Raw genomic sequence first — 16,046 nt, forward strand, 5'->3', positions numbered from 1 at the left:
CCTATGATCTCCATTATCGTTGCCGTTGCCGAGAACGGCGTTATCGGCGACAAGAACGCCCTGCTGTGGCACATTTCCGAGGACCTGAAGCACTTCAAGTCCGTGACGACGGGCCATCCGGTCGTCATGGGCCGCAAGACCTTCGAATCGCTCGGGCGGCCGCTGCCCAACCGCACCAATGTCGTCATCACGCGCCAGCGGCTCGAAATCCCCGGCTGCACGGTCGTGCATTCGCTGGAGGAGGCCGTGATGCTGTTTCCGAAGGACGAAGAGGTGTTTGTGATCGGCGGTGCGCAGATCTATGCCGAGGCCCTGCCGCTGGCCCGGCGGTTCTACCTGACGCGCGTTTTCCGTGCTTACGAGGGCGACACGAAATTCCCCGCATGGGACGAGAACGAGTGGCGGCCGGTGTCGTCCGAATCGTTCCCCTGCGGGAAGGATTATCCTTGGCCCTTCGCCTTCGAGCTCTACGAACGGCGGTAAATTACGCATTTATACCACCGCCCGGCTCGGACGGATTCCCTACCTTTGCAGTGCAAAGGTTTTTTTGTATATAGGTATGGGAAAATATTTCGACATGCTCATGGAGGATGTGCGGATGAAGGAGGGCCTTCATGCGTGCATGAACTGCGGCGTCTGCACGGGCGTCTGCCCGGCGGCGGAGTTCTACAACTACGACCCGCGGCAAATCGTCTGCATCGTCCAGACGCGCGACGACGACGCCATCGAGGAGCTGCTGAAAAGCGACACGATTTGGTACTGCGGCGAATGCATGTCGTGCCGTCCGCGCTGTCCGCGGGGCAATACGCCGGGGTATGTGATTCAGGCGCTGCGCACGCTGTCGCAGAAGCTGGGCTTCTTCGTCGAGAGCGAGAAGGGCCGCCAGCAGTTGGCCCTGAAGCGCATCATCGGCGAGAACATCCTCCGCACGGGTTACTGCATCGTTCCGCGGCTGGTCAAACCCGAACTGCACCCCGAGCAGGGCGGCGTCTGGAAGTGGATTTACGACAACGACAAGGAGATTTACGGCCAGTTCACGCCCGTTTACATGCGCCACGGCGCCGGGGCCCTGCGCCGGCTGGACGAAGAGTCGCTCGCCGAGATCAACGAAATCTTCAAAGTCAGCGGCGGCAGTGAGATGTTCGATACCATCGAGCGGCACTCCGACCGCAAGGCCCGCGAACTGGGCTACGAGGAGGGCGCCGACCAGCAGTACATGATGGATGTTTTCCTCTCGAACAGTAATGAGCATTACTAAGATGACAATGAAGCGAAAGAGTTGGCAGGACTACCAGAAGGAGATCGCCGACGACCACTATTACTATGCACGCAGTTGCATCCGGCAGAATTTCTTTCCCGGAAGCGAGAAGTTTTTCATCGACATGCTGCGCAACGACCTTGGGAAAGACCTCACGGACGATCCGCTGCACTCCTCGTGCACGGGCATCGGCTACCACTCGGACATCGTGCCGCTGGAGACCATCATGACGGTCGTGGCGCGGCAGTTCGCGCTGATGACCGAGGCGGGGTACGAGAACCTCGTCTCGTCGTGCATCACCTCGTTCGGCGTCTATTCGGAGATTCTGGCCACATGGCACGAGTTCCCCGAGACCGAGGAGAAAGCCCGTGAGAACCTCTATAAGGCCACCAAACGCGAGTTCAAAAAGCCCGCGAGTCTGGCCCACACGTCGGACATCGTGTTTCACTTCCGCGAGGAGATCGCTGCGCGGGCCAAGAAACGGCTGGTGAACGCCGTCACGGGCGAACCGCTGAAGGTCGTGGAGCATATCGGCTGCCACTACGCCAAGATATTTCCCAAATCCGGCATCGGGGGATCGGAATTCCCCTATGTGCTGGCCGGCATGGTCGAGTCGTGGGGCGGCGAGTGCGTGGATTATCCCGAACGCCGCCATTGCTGCGGCTTCGGTTTCCGCAACTACCTCGTGCAGGCCAACCGCGGCTATTCGATCGCCAATTCGCTCAAGAAGCTGGAGAGCATGGCGCCCTACAAACCCGATTTCATCGTGGCCAACTGCCCCGGCTGCGCGATGTTCCTCGACAAGTGGCAGTACACCATAGCCGAGATGGAGGGCACGACTTACGGCCAAAACGGTCACGGCATTCCGGTGCTGACTTACGAGGAGATGGCCGGGCTGGTGCTGGGCTACGACCCGTGGGAGCTGGGGATGCAGATGCATCAGGTCAACGTGGAACCCCTGCTGGATAAGATGGGCGTCGAGTACGACCCCGCGGCCAAATACTTGGGCCGCAACGGAAAATATATCGGAAAACCCGCGTCGGCGGTGGTCAACTGCTGCCCGACGGATACCATTTACGACATCAGAGAGTAATGAAAAAAAAGGTAATCATCATCGGCGGCGGCGTTGCGGGCATGCAGACGGCCCTGCGCTTGGCGGAGCAGGGCGTCGAGCCCACGATCATCGAGAAGGAGGCCGAACTGGGCGGCAAGCTCCGGGGCTGGCATGTGCTGTTCCCGTCGTTCACGCCCGCGCAGGAGGTGCTGACCGAACTGCGCCGGAGGATCAACGAGGGCGGTATCGGGGTGCTGACCTCCACCGAGGTGCAGGGCTTCACGAAGAACTCGGTGACGCTCTCCGACGGGCGGACGCTGACGTGCGATTCGGTGGTGGTGGCGTCGGGTTTCACGCTCTTCGACGCCTCGATCAAGGAGGAGTACGGCTACGGCATCTATGACAACGTCTTCACGACGGTCGACATCGAGCGGATGCTGAACGAAGGCCGCGTGGCGAAGTCCGACGGGTCGCGTCCCAAGCGCATCGCGTTTCTGCACTGCGTGGGCTCACGAGACGAGAAGGTGTGCCAGCAGCACTGTTCGAAGGTGTGCTGCATCACGGGCGTGAAGCAGGCGATGGAGATGAAACAGCTCTTTCCCGAAGCCGACGTCTTCAATTTCTACATGGACATCCGTATGTTCGGCCCCGGCTACGAGGAGATGTACCGCGAGGCGCAGCAGAAATACAACATCCACTTCCTGCGCGGGCGTATCTCCGAGGCCAGCCCGATGATCGACGGACGGGTGCAGATCAAGGCCGAGGACACGCTGACGGGCCGTCCCCTGCGCATGAGCGTCGACATGCTGATCCTGATCGTGGGCATGCGGGCCAACGACGACAACGAGGCGTTCGCTTCGGGGGCCGGGCTGAACCGCGCCCCGAGCGGGTTCATGGCTCCGCGCGACATGTTTCTCGGTAACGTGAAAAGCAACGTCGACGGCATTTTCTACGCCGGAACGATCTCGGCGCCCAAGAACATCGGCGAATCGCTGAACGAAGGAATCGCTGCGGCCGACGCCGCGGCCAAATATGTGGGGGCATAGTCATGGCGGCGATCAATTTCGGATATACCATCTCCAAGCCCCGGGCCATCGACATCGACCGCAACAACCTGCGCAAGAGCGACGAGATCCTGCGCGAGATGCCCGAGTTGCAGACCTGCATCGGATGCGGGGCCTGCACGGCGGTCTGCACGGCGGGAAACCTCACGGAGTTCAACTTCCGCAAGGTCCACACGCTGGTGCGCCGCGGCGAGTATCAGGGCGCCTACGAGGAGATGAACAAGTGCATGCTGTGCGGCAAATGCCGGCTGGTGTGCCCGCGGGGCATCAACACGCGCGGCGTGGTAATGCTTATCAAACGTAAACTGGGAGATTTCTGACGATGACATTCTACGCACCATTCTGCCTGCCGTTTATCATCGGAGCCTCGGTGATGTTCCTCACCTTGGCGTGGAAGTGGGGCAAGTGGCTCTGGCTGCTGCCCCGCGCCGACAAGAAACGCATCCTGTTCGGGCTGCCCACGCGCCGCACCTTTGCCGCGGCGTGGGAGGTGGTGAGCGAGTCGCTCCTCCACCGCCGTATCTTCAAGGTCAACCCCCTGCTGGGATACATGCACATGTCGCTGGCTTTCGGCTGGTTCCTGCTGATCGCCGTGGGGTGGATCGAGACCGTCGCCTACCTCGGATTCCGCTATGTGCCGTTGCAGGGTCACGTCTTTTTCAAGTATTTCGGCACGGGACTCGAACACAAGCCCGCTTTCGATTTCGTGATGGACCTGCTGCTGCTGTTCGTCCTCTCGGGCGTGGCGTTGGCTTGGGGCAAGCGCTTCTACTCCCGGGCGATGGGCCTGCGGCGCACCACGAAACACGTCCTCGGCGATCGTGTGGCCTTGTCGGCACTGTGGTTCGTCTTTCCGGCGCGTCTGGTGGCCGAAAGCGCCACATGCGCGCTGTACGGCGGCGGGGGATTCCTCACCGGGGGGCTCGGGGCGTGGATGGCCGCGCACATCGGCATGATGCCGCTGATGAACCTCGAGACCGTGGCATGGTGGTTCTATTCGTCGTGCCTCGGGGTCTTCTTCGTGGCGCTGCCGTTCTCGCGTTACATGCACATTTTTACGGAGATACCCCTCATCTTCCTGCGCCACTACAAACTGCGCTCGGGCGAGAAGGAGTCCTCCTACGATAATTTTCAGGTCGAGGCCTGCTCGCGCTGCGGCATCTGCATCGACCCCTGCCAGTTGCAGAGCGTGTTGGGTATCAACGACGTGCAGTCGGTTTATTTCCTGCGCGACCGCCGCTATAACATGCTGCGCCTGCAGACGGCCGACAACTGCCTGATGTGCGGACGCTGCGTCGAGAAATGTCCCGTGAACATCGACCTCAATACCCTCCGGATCAACTCGCGCGACAAGATGCGCAACGTCCCCGACGAACGTCGCTACGGCTATTTCAAGGGGCTCGACCGTTCCGCGGGCGAGGGTAAGGTGGGCTATTTCGCGGGCTGCATGACCCTGCTGACGCCGCGCACGATGTCGGCTATGTCGACGATCTTCGACGCTGCGGGCGAGGAGGTTTGGTGGGCCGACCGCGAAGGCGGCGTCTGCTGCGGGCGTCCGCTCAAACTGGCCGGCGAGACCGACTCGGCGCACAAGATGATGCGTTACAATGAGGAATTGTTCCGCAAACACGGCATCACGACCCTTGTGACGTCGTGCCCGATCTGCCTCAAGGTGTTCCGCGAGGATTACAGCCTGTCGGGTATCGAGGTGCTGCACCATTCGGAGTACATCCTGCGCCTGATCCGTACCGGCCGCCTTGCGCTGGAACACGGGGCTACGCGCTTCACTTACCATGACCCCTGCGAACTGGGGCGCGGCAGCGGCATTTACGACGAGCCGCGCGCCGTGATCGAGGCTGTGGGTGAACTGCTGGAACCCGCCTCGACGCGCGAGAACGCCCTCTGCTGCGGCTCCTCGGTGGCCAACACGGCCATTTCCGACGGCCAGCAGGTCCGCATCGCGCAGTCGGTCGCCGCGGAGCTCGACGCCACGGGTGCCGACGTGATCGTCACGGCGTGTCCGCTCTGCAAGAAGGCCATCGGCCGCGGTACGAAAGGCGAAATCCGCGACTTGGCGGAAATTGTGGCTGCTAATATCCGTTGATTATGGGACAATATAAGTATGGCGGCCGCAACCTGAAGCGGGAGGCCAATCTGATTCTTTACGGAGTCCCGGCCTCGTGGTCGGGCTATCTGGTGTTCGATTATGCGTATGCCGATTCCGGGCGGGGTTTGTTCCGGCTTTTCTCTCCGGAGATGCGCCCCTATGTATTTGTGGCGCTCGTGGCGTTGGTGGTCGGATTTGCCTATGCAGGGTATCGGAGGATCGTCGGCGGGCCCAAAATCGAGGGTGACATACGGATCGAAGCGGGCAAATTGCGCATGACTGTTCAGCACGGGAACCGGACGGAACACGTCGAACTGGAGATTCCGGAACTGACGTTTGTTGAGAACGACGAAGAGCGGGTGCGTATCGTTTCGTCGAAAGGTGAATATATTTTCAATAGCAGCGGTTTTGAATCCGAAGGCGTTTATGAAAAATTCCAGTCGGAAATGACGTGTGAGAAGTATAAAAAATAATTTTTTGCGGCTGACAGCGAGATGGATAGGGCCTGTCCGGACATTTGGCTGTAAGAAATATTTGCAAAATCCGGAATTTTGTCTTATCTTTGCACACGCAAAAGCGATAGATCATATCTAAAGACATATCGCGGGATGGAGCAGTTGGCAGCTCGTCGGGCTCATAACCCGAAGGTCGAAGGTTCGAGTCCTTCTCCCGCTACTAAATCAAAAAGGAAGCATCAAATGCTTCCTTTTTGATTTAAATATCCGAGGGAGGACGAGAATCGCAGCCAATTCTTCTCCCGCTGCCTTGAGGCTGAATCGAAAGATTCGGCCTCTTTTCTTATCGGAAGCCTTGTGCCCGCATCACTGCCCGGAACATGCTTTTGACGACGATTTTATGGAACGGGCGGATCAGGGTGAAATAGGCGACTCCCAGTTTGTTGTGGTACTGCACCAGCGTGCTGAGGTAAATGTTCCGGCCCTCGATATAGACCGACAGATAGGCTTTCAGGTGCTTGTCGTCGAGGCTGACGACCATCTCGTCCGCCGTTTTCGCCGCGACGGTCATCATGCCGAGGCTCTCCCCTTTTTCCAGCGCCTCTTTCAGCGCTTCCCGGTTGCCGTTGGTCTCGGTCTTCAGTCCGAAAGGCCTGACCAGCAGGTTGCGGAGTTTGAAAAGAAACGCCAGCCAGCCGGGCATCGTCGTCCAGAACGCGGCCATGAGTTTCTCCGGCGGGATGCGTTCCGTGCCGGGGAATTCTCCCCGGAAGCAGTCGGTGTAATCGGCGGTGTACTGCGCAACGATCGAGTGTGCCGGAAGCGGCGATTGGCGTATTTTCATGGCGAGTGGATAGCGGCAGCCCACGGGCTGCCCGGTTTTGGGTAAAGATACGAAAAATCGGTGGTCGGGTTATCCGGGAGCGATTTATTTTGTATCTTTATCTGCGTGGCGGGCTCGTTTTGTAAAAAGCCGGATGCGGGGTTCCGCAGGATAGGCCGGAGATGACCGCGGCGCGCAATTTGCAGGGAACGGACCGTAATACATAAAATTCTTCGAAGCCATGAAAGAGAACAAAGAGACGACATGCACCCCTTGTGAGGAGAAATTCGAGCGTAACATCGACGCAATGGTCAAGGAGGGCGAAGCTCCCACGGCGAAAGAGCGCCAACGGCGGGAGCAGGAGGTGAAATCGGCGTTTGCCGAGACCGCGAAGGAGCCGAAATAACCGCTCCAACAGGTATGAGGGCGTCCGCACGGAAATGTGCGGACGTTTTCGTTTGTGGCGGGTTGCAAAAAAGGCCTGTCGGCTCCGGGAGTGTGGCGATATTTCCGGAAAATGATTATCTTTGCGCGATTCACTCAGGTTAGAATTACGATGAAAAAAAATATTTTGAAAACCATCGGAAATACCCCGATGGTGCGGATTAACCGGCTGTGCCCGAATCCGAACGTCAACATTTATGCGAAGCTCGAGGGATTCAACCCCACGGGCAGCATCAAGGACCGCATCGCGCTCAAGATGATCGAGGCGGCCGAGCAGGACGGGCGGCTGACCCCCGGCAAGACCATCATCGAACCCACGTCGGGCAATACGGGCATCGGACTGGCCATCGTGGGGATCGTCAAGGGCTATCCCGTGGAGATCGTGATGAGCGAGGCGGTGTCGATCGAGCGGCGGAAGATCATCCGTTCCTACGGCGCCAAGGTGATCCTGACGCCCGCTGCCGAGGGTACCGACGGAGCGATCCGGCTGGCGCGGAAAAAGGTGGCCGAGAATCCCGACGCCTATTTCATGCCCGACCAGTTCGCCAATGCGAGCAACTATCTGGCGCACTACCAGTCCACGGCGCTGGAGATCTGGCAGCAGACCGGCGGCAAGATCGACTACCTCGTCTGCGCCATCGGGACCTCGGGGACGCTGATGGGCATTTCGCGCTTCCTGAAGGTGATGAAGCCCGACATCAAGGTCGTCTGCGCACAGCCCATTCGGGGACACTACATTCAGGGTTTGAAGAACATGGAGGAGGCCATCGTGCCCGACATCTACGACCCGTCGCAGATCGACGTGCAGGAGATGATCGAGAGCGAGGAGGCGATCGCCATGGCCCGGGAGATCATCGCCAAGGAGGCGATTTTCGCCGGCATGAGCAGCGGTGCGGCGATGCTGGCGGCCGCACGCACGGCGGAGAAGATCGAGCGCGGCAACATCGTGGTGGTCTTCCCCGACCGGGCCGAGAAATACCTGAGCACGACGATGTTCGACGAGTTCTCGGACTGAAAATCCCGATACGAACCGAAAAATCCCGCGACCGGATGCCCGGTGCGGGATTTTTTCATGCGCCCGAAGCGCTTTATTGCTGGTTTCTGTAGGCCTCGACGCCGCTGCGTAGGAACTCCACGAATCCGGGCACGCTGAGGTCGTAGCCGCGCGGCGGCACGAGCTCTTTTCCGTCGCGGCCCTGCAACACATAGTAGGGCTGGGCGTTGACCCCGAAGGTTTTCAGGGCGTAGTAGGAGTTGATCTTGCCGAGGCTTTTCAGCACTTTCCCCGAATCGGTCGTGACCCATTCGCTCTCGGGAAGCACTTTCTTGTCGTCGGAGAAAAGCGCGACGATCACATAGTCGTTGCGCAGGATGTCCAGCACCTGCGGATCGGACCACACGCGGGCCTCCATTTCGCGGCAGTTGACGCATCCGTGGCCCGTGAAGTCGATGAAGAGGGGTTTTCCGACCTTCGCGGCATAGGCTTCGGCCTCCGGGAGATCGAAGAAACCCTCGAGGTTGTGCGGCAGGTGGAGGAAATCGCTGTGCTTGGGTTTCCGCCCGTCGACGGTCAGCAGCATGCGCGCATCGCCGCCGGTCGTTGAAACCGGGCCGCCCTGTCCGACGACGAAGTCCTGCGTATGCAGAGGCGGGAGGTAGCCCGAGAGACCTTTCAGCGGGGCTCCCCACATGCCGGGGATGAGGTAGACGACGAACGAGAACGTGACGATCGCCAGCGCCAGACGGCCCACGCCCAGATAGGGCATGTCGCTGTCGTGGGCGAACTTGATTTTCCCCAGCAGATATAATCCCAGCAACGAGAAAACCACGATCCAAACGGCGAGGTAGATTTCGCGGTCGAGCAGCCCCCAGTGGTAGGTCTGGTCGGCTACCGAGAGGAATTTCATGCCCAGTGCGACTTCGATGAATCCCAGTACGACTTTTACCGAGTTGAGCCATCCGCCGCTTTTGGGCAGTTTCTTGAGCATCGCGGGGAAGAACGCGAAGAGCGTGAACGGCAGTGCGAAGGCCAGCGAGAAAGCCAGCATGGTGATGATCGGAGTCCAGAACTCTCCGGCGGTGGATTTGATGAGCACCGAGCCCACGATGGGGCCCGTACAGGAGAACGACACCAGCACAAGCGTCAGGGCCATGAAGAAGATGCCCGCAAGCCCCTTGGAGTCGGCTTTGGAGTCGGTTTTGTTCACCATCCACGAGGGCATCGTGATTTCGAACGCCCCGAAGAACGATGCGGCGAAGACCATGAACACGAGGAAGAACAGGATGTTCGGCAGCCAGTGCGTGGCCAGCCAGTTGAAGATATCGGCCGTCACGGCGTCGCCGCCCAGCACGCGGGTGATGAGGATGATGGCGGCGATGGGCAGCGTGTAGAGGGCTACGATGAAGAATCCGTACATGCCGGCACGGATGCGGCCCAATGCGGGGCTTCCGGCGCTCTTCATGAAGAACGAGACGGTCATCGGGACCATCGGGAAGACGCAGGGGGTCAGCAGGGCCGCAAAGCCCCATAGGATGGCTTCGATGATCAGCGCCCACAGCGATCCGCCGCCTGCGGCGTCTTTCTGCGCGGGAGCGACCTCGGCGGCCGGGGCTTTTTCAGGCTCCGCCGGGGCGGTTGCCGCCGCACTCCCGGGCGTCGAACCCGCGGGAATGGCAATCGTCAGCTCCGTGTCGTCGGGGGGCATGCAGCTCGTGTCGTTGCAGAGCATCCACTCGATCTGGGCCTTGACGGAGGATTCCGGCACCGCGAGTTTCACCCGCTGGGCGAACCGGGCCTTTCCGGCGAAGGTGCCGATCTCCATCTCGAAGGTCTTGTCGTAGTGGCGGTCGGGTTGGGTGAGCTGCTCGACGTCGCCCTCGAGGGTCACGCCCTCGCCGGGCGTAAAGACGATGGTGGTGGCATTGGGGCCGCCCTCGTAGGGGCCCATGTCGTACATATGGTAGGGTGCCGGGATCGAGGTTTCGAGCACGATCCGGTAGGCGTCGCCTTCGAGGTGCTCCACCGTGCTTTTCCAGTCGGCGTTCTGCGCTCCGGCTGTCGCGGCGAGGAGGGCCGCAATGACCGGCAATAGGCTGCGAATCAGTTTGTACATAGTCGTAACGCGTTATATTTTGACAAATATACGGGTTTTTTGCGGAAAATGAGTACATTCGCATAATGATTCGAATGTCACTCGTCATCCCCACCCATAACCGTGCCGCACAACTCATCGCGGCGCTTGAATCCGTCGTGCGTCAGAACCTGCCGCCGCACATGTGGGAATGCGTGGTGGTGAACAACAACTCCACGGACAATACTGTGATGCGTTTCGAAAATTTTGCCGAGGCGCATCCGGGCGTCACCCTGCGGCTCGTCACGGAGGAGGGCCCCGGTGTGTCGTATGCCCGCAACCGGGGGTTGCAGGAGGCCAAGGCGCCGCTGGTGGCTTTCATCGACGACGATGAGCGGGTGAATCCGGGGTTCCTGCGTGCCTATCTCGACTTTTTCGACACGCATCCCGAGGCCGTCGTGGCCGGGGGACGCATCGTCGCCGAATATCCCAAGGGGCGTCCCGGCTGGATGTCGAAATACGTCGAGATGCCGATCGCCAATCCGATGGATTTCGGTCCCGACGTGCGTCCGTTCCCTGCGGGACGGGTTCCGGGGGGCGGCAACATGGCTTTCCGGCGTGCCGGACTGGCGGGTTACGGCGGATTCGATCCCACGTTGGGACGCGTGAACGGCGAGTTGATCGGCGGTGAGGAGAACGACTTTTTCGAGAGACTTCTGGCGGGCGGCGAGACGATCTGGTATGTGCCGGACGCGGTGATGTGGCATGTCATTCCGCCCGCGAAACTCACCGAGACCTATTTCCGGAAACTGAGCTACAACGTCGGTGTCAGCCAGCGGCTCCGGGCGCAGATTCACCGCCGGCTGCCCAAGACCTACGTCCTTGAACTGGCCAAATGGGTGGCGACACTCGGGCTGTGCCTGACGATGCCTCCCCGCAGGTCGGTCTGGCTGCTGCGCATGCGCAGCGAGATCAGCCGGGGCCTGTTCACGAAGATAAAATGAAAAACCGCAGCCGAAAGCTGCGGTTTTATTTTTTAGAACAAATACTTCTCGTTTTTCACTTTGCTGACCAACCGGTGGATGTCGGCCCATGCCTCCTCGCCGAAAGTCGTGCCCACGACCTCGATCACCTTGCCGGCGGTGATGGCGCCGATCGTCCCGCACTGGCGGAGCGAAAGCCCGTCGCAGAGTCCCGCGAGGAAGCCCGCGGCGTAAAAGTCCCCGGCTCCGGTGGTGTCCACGCGCTTGGCCGCGGCCATGATGCCCACATGTACGACCTCGTCCCCCTGCTTGATCATCGCACCCTTGATGCCGATCTTGACCACGGCCAGTTCACACATCTCGGAAATGGCTTGCAGGGCGTTCAGCGGCTCGCCTTCGCAGGTGAAGGTCTTGGCCTCGTCCTCGTTGGCGAAGACGATGTCCACATAGTCGCGCACCAGTCCGCGCAGGAATTCGAGGTTCTCGGCGACGATGTTGAAACTTGCCAGATCGATGGCGACCTTCAGTCCGCACTCTTTGGCTGTGCGGGCGGCTTTGAGGATCAGTTCGTGGTTCTGGACCAGATACCCTTCGACATAAAGGCAGTCGTAGCCGTCGAAGATCGTCGGTTCGATCTCGTCGGCCGAGAGCTCCAGCGCGGCGCCCAGATGGGTGACCATCGTGCGCTCGCCGTCCGCCGAGATCAGCGACACGCATTTGCCCGAACGCTCTTTGCCGCGGAAGATGATCGGCTCGATGCCGAGGTTGTCCAGCGCCTGCACGAAGAAATCGCCCGTGGTGTCGGGACCTACCTTGCCGATGAACCCGACGCTGCTGCCCAGTTGCGCCATGGCCCGGATGGTGTTGCCGGCCGATCCGCCGAGCGAGAGCGAATAGGGGAGCCCTGCCACCGATTTCGAGATCTCGGTCTGCAGTTTGGTGTCCACGAGGCTCATCGAGCCCTTGGCTAATTTGAACCTCCCCAGCACGGAGTCGGTTTTCAGGTTGACCAGCATGTCCGTAAGGGCGTTGCCGATGCCGATGACGCGTTTCATTTGCTTGAGTTCGGGTATTTTTCGGTTCCTATATCGACAGTATCTTTACGAGGTCCAGCGCACCGCGGTCGATGCCCTTGTCGTGCTTCACGGCCTTGGCGAAAGGCACATAGACGATCTTGCCGTTCATCGTGCCGATCATCACGTTGCGCTGCCCGTCGAGGATGGCCTCGATGGCCGCCTCACCCATGCGCGAAGCGAGGATGCGGTCCACGGCCGTCGGCGAACCGCCGCGTTGGATGTGGCCCAGAATCGTCACACGGGCGTCGTACTGCGGAAACTCCTTCTTCACACGTTCGGCCAGCGCCGTGGCGCCGCCCGTCTTGGGGTTCTCCGCGACGATCACGATCGCCGAGTTCTTGCTCTTGCGGAAGCCGTGGTTGATGAGTTCGGCCAACTGGTCGACCTCGGTCTCCATCTCCGGGATGATCGCGGCCTCGGAACCCGTGGCGATGGCGCTGTTGAGCGCCAGATAGCCTGCCGTGTGGCCCATCACCTCGACGAAGAACAACCGTTCGTGACTCGACGCCGTGTCGCGCAGTTTGTCGACCGCCTCCATGATGGTGTTCAGCGCCGTGTCGTAGCCGATCGTCGAATCGGTTCCCCCGAGGTCGTTGTCGATCGTTCCGGGAAGACCCACGATCGGTACGTTGAACTCCTCGGCGAAGATGCCCGCGCCGGTCAGCGAACCGTCGCCGCCGATCACCACCAGTGCGTCGATTCCCGCGGCGACCATGTTGTCGTAGGCGGCCTTGCGGCCTTCGGGAGTCGTGAACTCCTGACTGCGCGCCGTCTTGAGGATCGTGCCGCCCAACTGGATGATGTTGCTGACGCTTTGCGACTTGAATTCGACGATCTCGTTGAATACAAGTCCTTTGTATCCGCGCATGATTCCTTTCACGGTAAATCCGTTGAAAATCGCGCTGCGCGTCACCGCGCGTATTGCGGCATTCATGCCCGGGGCGTCACCGCCCGAGGTCAGGATGCCGATGCTTTTGATTCCGGCCATACTCTCATTTGCTTTTAAGACAAAACTTCCCAAAGGTACAAAAAAGTCGGATGGATTCAAAACCGAATCGTGTGCGGCTCGGCAGAACCTCCCGACAACTGAAAGGGTCGTTACGCCCCCAAAGGTAGTAAAATATTTTAAAAATTTCAAAAAATAAGGGCGGCCCAAAAAGGATGCCGCCCTCCGAAAATGAACTTTTTATTTGAAAACTGCGCAGCGCTTATTCCTTTGCGTCGGTTAGGGAGTCCGCCCGGTCACCGGCGGTGATGCTCACCGAGGCTTTTCCGCCTTTTCCGCCGGCCTGAACCGAGACCTCCTTGCCGTCGGCGTTGACCCGCAGGCGTCCCTGTTTCTTGTCGACCGTGATGTCGATCGACTTCGAGGGCACGGCGATGTGGAGAATCTTGCGCCCCTCCTCGATCACGCTCTCGTCGTCGTAATCTTCGAGCAGGCGCTCCAGCGTCGTGGTGTCGCCGTCGATGACGATCTCGCTCCGGAACACCTGTTCGATGGCGTCGCGCCTCTTGCGGAGCTTGTCGCCCACGTTCTCGCGGATGGCCACGCACGAAACGGCGATGATCGAGGCGAGCCACAGCAGGAAGATGGCCAGAACGGTCTTGCCGCCGGGTTTGCGCGAGGCGATCAGGCACATCAGCACATAGATCAGCAGGATCAGCGGGATCAGTCCGGCCAGTATGCCGAGGCTTGCGACCCAGATCGAGACAGTGTTGCCCAGAATTTCGGGGGCGAAAAGGCTCTCTCCGCCGACGATGAGGGCGAAGAGCCCGATTATCAGGGCGCAGGCGCCCATGATGAGCCCGAAGACGAGGAATCCGGCGAAGATCTTCAGCAGGATGAGCACGACTTTGCCGAAGACCGAGACCGCCTCGGCGATGATCGGTTTGGCCCGGGCGTCGGGGTCGGCGCAGGCCGAAGCCGCCGTGACGTCGCCGATGGACTGCGCGGTGATCTTCTCGCCGTTCATTTCGAGTTTCTGCCGTGCCGTGCGGGGTGCCGGGACGGCGAACCACATGATGAAGTAGCAGATCAGGAAGATGCCGAACAGGTTGCCGAACATCGGGCTGAACCAAGGCAGGAAAGGAAGCCATCCGAAGCAGGTGAGCAGCAGCGGCAGGAACAGCCCGAGCCGCACCCACACGGGGTCGATGTCGAAATATTTGCCGATGCCGGCGCAGACGCCGCCCAGCTTGGCGTTCTCCGTGTCGCGGTAGAGGCGGCGCGGGATGCGCGGGGTGTCGCAGTGCAGGTCGTGATCGGCACTCTGGTCGGAGATGTCCTCGGCGGAGCCCATCTGCTGGATGATGTTCAGGATCAGGGGCTTTTCTACGACGCGGGTGTTGTCCTGCGCCGAGAGGATCAGTTCGGCGATGCGGGCTTCGATGTCGGCGACAATCTCCGCGCCGTCGGGCGCTTCCCTGTAGCTCTTTTTCAGGCTGTCGAGATAGGCTTCGAGGGCCTCGTAGGCGTCGGTGTCCATCGTGAACGCCACGCCCGATATGCTGCATTTCTTAACCTCTTTCATGGTTGTCGGGTGCTTCGGGAATTAGTTTTTGTGTACGCTGCCGCCGCTGGATTTGCTCAGCGAGGTCTGGCAGTCGCCCGTGTAGTCGATCGACGACCCGCTCGATGCGTTGGCCGTGAGTTTTCCGCTGCAGTCGATGCTGACCTTGGAGGCGCTCGACGTGCTGACGGCGGCGTTGACGGCTGTGAACTTCGCGGCGTCGAGTTTCGATGCCGAACTGAGGTCGGCCGTGAAATTTTCGGCCGAGCCGGTGAGCGCGATCTTCGAGGCGCTCGATGCGTCGACCGTGCAGGCCGCGGCCTGCACCTCCGCGCTGATTTTCGAAGCGCTCGAAGCGTCGATCGAGCATGAGGCGGCCTCCACCGCGGCTTTGATCTTGGCGGCGCTCGATGCGTCGAACAGGAACTTGTCGGCCCGGAGCGTCACGTCGCTGGTGATCTTCGAAGCGCTCGAGGCCTTGAGCGAACGGATGTTCCCGCCGTTGGCCGGAATGGTTACCGTGATGTCGGCGTTCTGGATGTTGTTCACCTTTTGGTCGAGGGTCACGATGAGGGTCTTTCCCTTCGTTTCGGCGACGACCAGATCGATCAGGTTGTCGTCGGCCTCGATGCGGATGTCCGAAGCTTCGGCCGAGATGACGACCTTCACGGCGCGTGAGGCGTCGACGGCGTTGAAGTCGGGAGCCGGGAGGGTCCGGGTGACGATATTGCCGCTGCCTTTGATGCTCTTCCCGAACAGGGGCGCCGCAACGCAGACGACATAGGCGCTTACGGAGAACATGGCTCCGATCAGGACGGCTATCAGCAGAATCTTTTTCATGGTGTATGGTTTTTAGGGTTAATCTTGCGTTATTTTCCGTGGCGGATGAGGCGTATCTGTCCGACGAGTTCATCCCATGTCTCGTCGAGCGTTGCGAGGTATTCGCGGCCCTTGTCCGTGAGCGTATAGTACTTGCGGGGCGGACCCTGCGGCGACTCTTCCCAGCGGTAGGTCAGCAGTCCGGCATTCTTCTGCCGGGTGAGGATCGGGTAGAGCGTACCCTCGACTACGATCATCTCCGCCTGCTTGAGCTCGGCGATGATCTTCGGAGCATACGAGTCCTCGCGCGAGAGAATGGCGAGGATGCAGTACTCCAGAATTCCTTTGCGCATCTGCGCTTTTACGTTGTCTTCGGCCATGT

The 16,046-nt window shown here is 60.2% G+C and carries 17 protein-coding genes and 1 tRNA gene; 11 read left to right on the plus strand and 7 right to left on the minus strand.

The window, feature by feature from the left end:
• Window positions 1-3 precede the first annotated feature (3 nt).
• The 8 genes from BN5935_RS07760 (at window position 4) to BN5935_RS07795 (ending at window position 6,158) form a co-directional block, all read left to right on the plus strand.
• Window positions 4-483 (plus strand): dihydrofolate reductase, encoded by a 480-nt coding sequence (locus BN5935_RS07760; protein WP_064975597.1) that lies wholly within the window; start codon window positions 4-6, stop codon window positions 481-483.
• 76 nt (window positions 484-559) lie between these two features.
• Window positions 560-1,258, plus strand: a complete 699-nt coding sequence (locus BN5935_RS07765; RefSeq protein WP_064975598.1) for a 4Fe-4S dicluster domain-containing protein — start codon at window positions 560-562, stop codon at window positions 1,256-1,258.
• Between the two features lies 1 nt (window position 1,259).
• Window positions 1,260-2,351 carry a heterodisulfide reductase-related iron-sulfur binding cluster gene (locus BN5935_RS07770; RefSeq protein ID WP_064975599.1) on the plus strand — a complete coding sequence of 364 codons (1,092 nt, stop codon included), beginning with the start codon at window positions 1,260-1,262 and terminating at the stop codon, window positions 2,349-2,351.
• Entirely contained in the window at window positions 2,351-3,358 is a 1,008-nt protein-coding gene (locus tag BN5935_RS07775; RefSeq protein WP_064975600.1) for an FAD-dependent oxidoreductase, read from the plus strand. Before BN5935_RS07770 ends, BN5935_RS07775 begins: the two co-directional genes overlap by 1 nt.
• 2 nt (window positions 3,359-3,360) lie before the next feature.
• The gene (locus BN5935_RS07780; protein WP_015547654.1) at window positions 3,361-3,696 is read left to right on the plus strand and encodes a 4Fe-4S dicluster domain-containing protein; all 336 of its coding nucleotides are present in this window, start codon (window positions 3,361-3,363) and stop codon (window positions 3,694-3,696) included.
• A 2-nt stretch (window positions 3,697-3,698) separates the two neighbouring features.
• Complete coding sequence (locus BN5935_RS07785; RefSeq protein WP_064975601.1) at window positions 3,699-5,480, plus strand: (Fe-S)-binding protein; 1,782 nt, start codon at window positions 3,699-3,701, stop codon at window positions 5,478-5,480.
• 2 nt (window positions 5,481-5,482) lie between these two features.
• Entirely contained in the window at window positions 5,483-5,956 is a 474-nt protein-coding gene (locus tag BN5935_RS07790; RefSeq protein WP_064975602.1) for a hypothetical protein, read from the plus strand.
• 129 nt (window positions 5,957-6,085) lie between these two features.
• Window positions 6,086-6,158, plus strand: a tRNA-Met gene (locus tag BN5935_RS07795).
• A gap of 123 nt (window positions 6,159-6,281) precedes the next feature.
• Here the strand turns inward: BN5935_RS07795 and BN5935_RS07800 are convergent.
• The gene (locus BN5935_RS07800) at window positions 6,282-6,782 is read right to left on the minus strand and encodes a DUF2867 domain-containing protein (protein ID WP_064975603.1); all 501 of its coding nucleotides are present in this window, start codon (window positions 6,780-6,782) and stop codon (window positions 6,282-6,284) included.
• Window positions 6,783-7,002: 220 nt separating this feature from the next.
• Here BN5935_RS07800 and BN5935_RS15395 point away from each other — a divergent pair, with 220 nt between their 5' ends.
• Together BN5935_RS15395 and BN5935_RS07805 are read left to right on the plus strand one after the other, a co-directional pair.
• A complete protein-coding gene (locus tag BN5935_RS15395) occupies window positions 7,003-7,167 on the plus strand; it encodes a hypothetical protein (RefSeq protein WP_204244897.1) in 165 nt (54 codons plus the stop codon).
• A 150-nt stretch (window positions 7,168-7,317) separates the two neighbouring features.
• Window positions 7,318-8,220, plus strand: a complete 903-nt coding sequence (locus BN5935_RS07805) for a PLP-dependent cysteine synthase family protein (RefSeq protein WP_064975604.1) — start codon at window positions 7,318-7,320, stop codon at window positions 8,218-8,220.
• A 73-nt stretch (window positions 8,221-8,293) separates the two neighbouring features.
• Here BN5935_RS07805 and BN5935_RS07810 read toward each other — a convergent pair whose 3' ends face one another.
• On the minus strand, window positions 8,294-10,318 hold the full coding sequence (locus BN5935_RS07810) for a protein-disulfide reductase DsbD family protein (protein WP_064975605.1): 2,025 nt from the start codon (window positions 10,316-10,318) through the stop codon (window positions 8,294-8,296).
• A 65-nt stretch (window positions 10,319-10,383) separates the two neighbouring features.
• Between BN5935_RS07810 and BN5935_RS07815 the strand changes: the two genes are divergently transcribed.
• A complete protein-coding gene (locus BN5935_RS07815) occupies window positions 10,384-11,280 on the plus strand; it encodes a glycosyltransferase family 2 protein (RefSeq protein ID WP_064975606.1) in 897 nt (298 codons plus the stop codon).
• A 32-nt stretch (window positions 11,281-11,312) separates the two neighbouring features.
• On the opposite strand, the gene BN5935_RS07820 is transcribed toward BN5935_RS07815, so the two are convergent.
• The 5 genes from BN5935_RS07820 to BN5935_RS07840 all read right to left on the minus strand — a co-directional run bounded on the left by BN5935_RS07820 (window position 11,313) and on the right by BN5935_RS07840 (window position 16,044).
• Window positions 11,313-12,314, minus strand: coding sequence for an adenosine kinase (locus BN5935_RS07820; protein ID WP_064975607.1), 1,002 nt, complete (start codon window positions 12,312-12,314; stop codon window positions 11,313-11,315).
• 28 nt (window positions 12,315-12,342) lie between these two features.
• Window positions 12,343-13,323, minus strand: a complete 981-nt coding sequence (gene pfkA, locus BN5935_RS07825; RefSeq protein ID WP_064975608.1) for a 6-phosphofructokinase — start codon at window positions 13,321-13,323, stop codon at window positions 12,343-12,345.
• A gap of 220 nt (window positions 13,324-13,543) precedes the next feature.
• Window positions 13,544-14,866 carry a PspC domain-containing protein gene (locus BN5935_RS07830; protein ID WP_064975609.1) on the minus strand — a complete coding sequence of 441 codons (1,323 nt, stop codon included), beginning with the start codon at window positions 14,864-14,866 and terminating at the stop codon, window positions 13,544-13,546.
• Between the two features lie 21 nt (window positions 14,867-14,887).
• Window positions 14,888-15,685: a head GIN domain-containing protein gene (locus tag BN5935_RS07835; protein ID WP_064975610.1), complete on the minus strand. Its 798-nt coding sequence runs from the start codon at window positions 15,683-15,685 to the stop codon at window positions 14,888-14,890.
• A gap of 29 nt (window positions 15,686-15,714) precedes the next feature.
• Complete coding sequence (locus tag BN5935_RS07840; protein WP_019149489.1) at window positions 15,715-16,044, minus strand: PadR family transcriptional regulator; 330 nt, start codon at window positions 16,042-16,044, stop codon at window positions 15,715-15,717.
• Between the last annotated feature and the right edge of the window lie 2 nt (window positions 16,045-16,046).

It is taken from the genome of Alistipes provencensis, assembly GCF_900083545.1.
Classification (GTDB): Bacteria; Bacteroidota; Bacteroidia; order Bacteroidales; family Rikenellaceae; genus Alistipes; species Alistipes provencensis.

Coding starts and splice junctions, on each gene's coding strand:
- BN5935_RS07760 (WP_064975597.1), top strand. CDS start 4: ATGATCTCCATTATCGTTGCCGTTGCCGAGAACGGCGTTATCGGCGAC.
- BN5935_RS07765 (WP_064975598.1), top strand. CDS start 560: ATGGGAAAATATTTCGACATGCTCATGGAGGATGTGCGGATGAAGGAG.
- BN5935_RS07770 (WP_064975599.1), top strand. CDS start 1,260: ATGACAATGAAGCGAAAGAGTTGGCAGGACTACCAGAAGGAGATCGCC.
- BN5935_RS07775 (WP_064975600.1), top strand. CDS start 2,351: ATGAAAAAAAAGGTAATCATCATCGGCGGCGGCGTTGCGGGCATGCAG.
- BN5935_RS07780 (WP_015547654.1), top strand. CDS start 3,361: ATGGCGGCGATCAATTTCGGATATACCATCTCCAAGCCCCGGGCCATC.
- BN5935_RS07785 (WP_064975601.1), top strand. CDS start 3,699: ATGACATTCTACGCACCATTCTGCCTGCCGTTTATCATCGGAGCCTCG.
- BN5935_RS07790 (WP_064975602.1), top strand. CDS start 5,483: ATGGGACAATATAAGTATGGCGGCCGCAACCTGAAGCGGGAGGCCAAT.
- BN5935_RS07800 (WP_064975603.1), bottom strand. CDS start 6,782: ATGAAAATACGCCAATCGCCGCTTCCGGCACACTCGATCGTTGCGCAG.
- BN5935_RS15395 (WP_204244897.1), top strand. CDS start 7,003: ATGAAAGAGAACAAAGAGACGACATGCACCCCTTGTGAGGAGAAATTC.
- BN5935_RS07805 (WP_064975604.1), top strand. CDS start 7,318: ATGAAAAAAAATATTTTGAAAACCATCGGAAATACCCCGATGGTGCGG.
- BN5935_RS07810 (WP_064975605.1), bottom strand. CDS start 10,318: ATGTACAAACTGATTCGCAGCCTATTGCCGGTCATTGCGGCCCTCCTC.
- BN5935_RS07815 (WP_064975606.1), top strand. CDS start 10,384: ATGATTCGAATGTCACTCGTCATCCCCACCCATAACCGTGCCGCACAA.
- BN5935_RS07820 (WP_064975607.1), bottom strand. CDS start 12,314: ATGAAACGCGTCATCGGCATCGGCAACGCCCTTACGGACATGCTGGTC.
- pfkA (WP_064975608.1), bottom strand. CDS start 13,323: ATGGCCGGAATCAAAAGCATCGGCATCCTGACCTCGGGCGGTGACGCC.
- BN5935_RS07830 (WP_064975609.1), bottom strand. CDS start 14,866: ATGAAAGAGGTTAAGAAATGCAGCATATCGGGCGTGGCGTTCACGATG.
- BN5935_RS07835 (WP_064975610.1), bottom strand. CDS start 15,685: ATGAAAAAGATTCTGCTGATAGCCGTCCTGATCGGAGCCATGTTCTCC.
- BN5935_RS07840 (WP_019149489.1), bottom strand. CDS start 16,044: ATGGCCGAAGACAACGTAAAAGCGCAGATGCGCAAAGGAATTCTGGAG.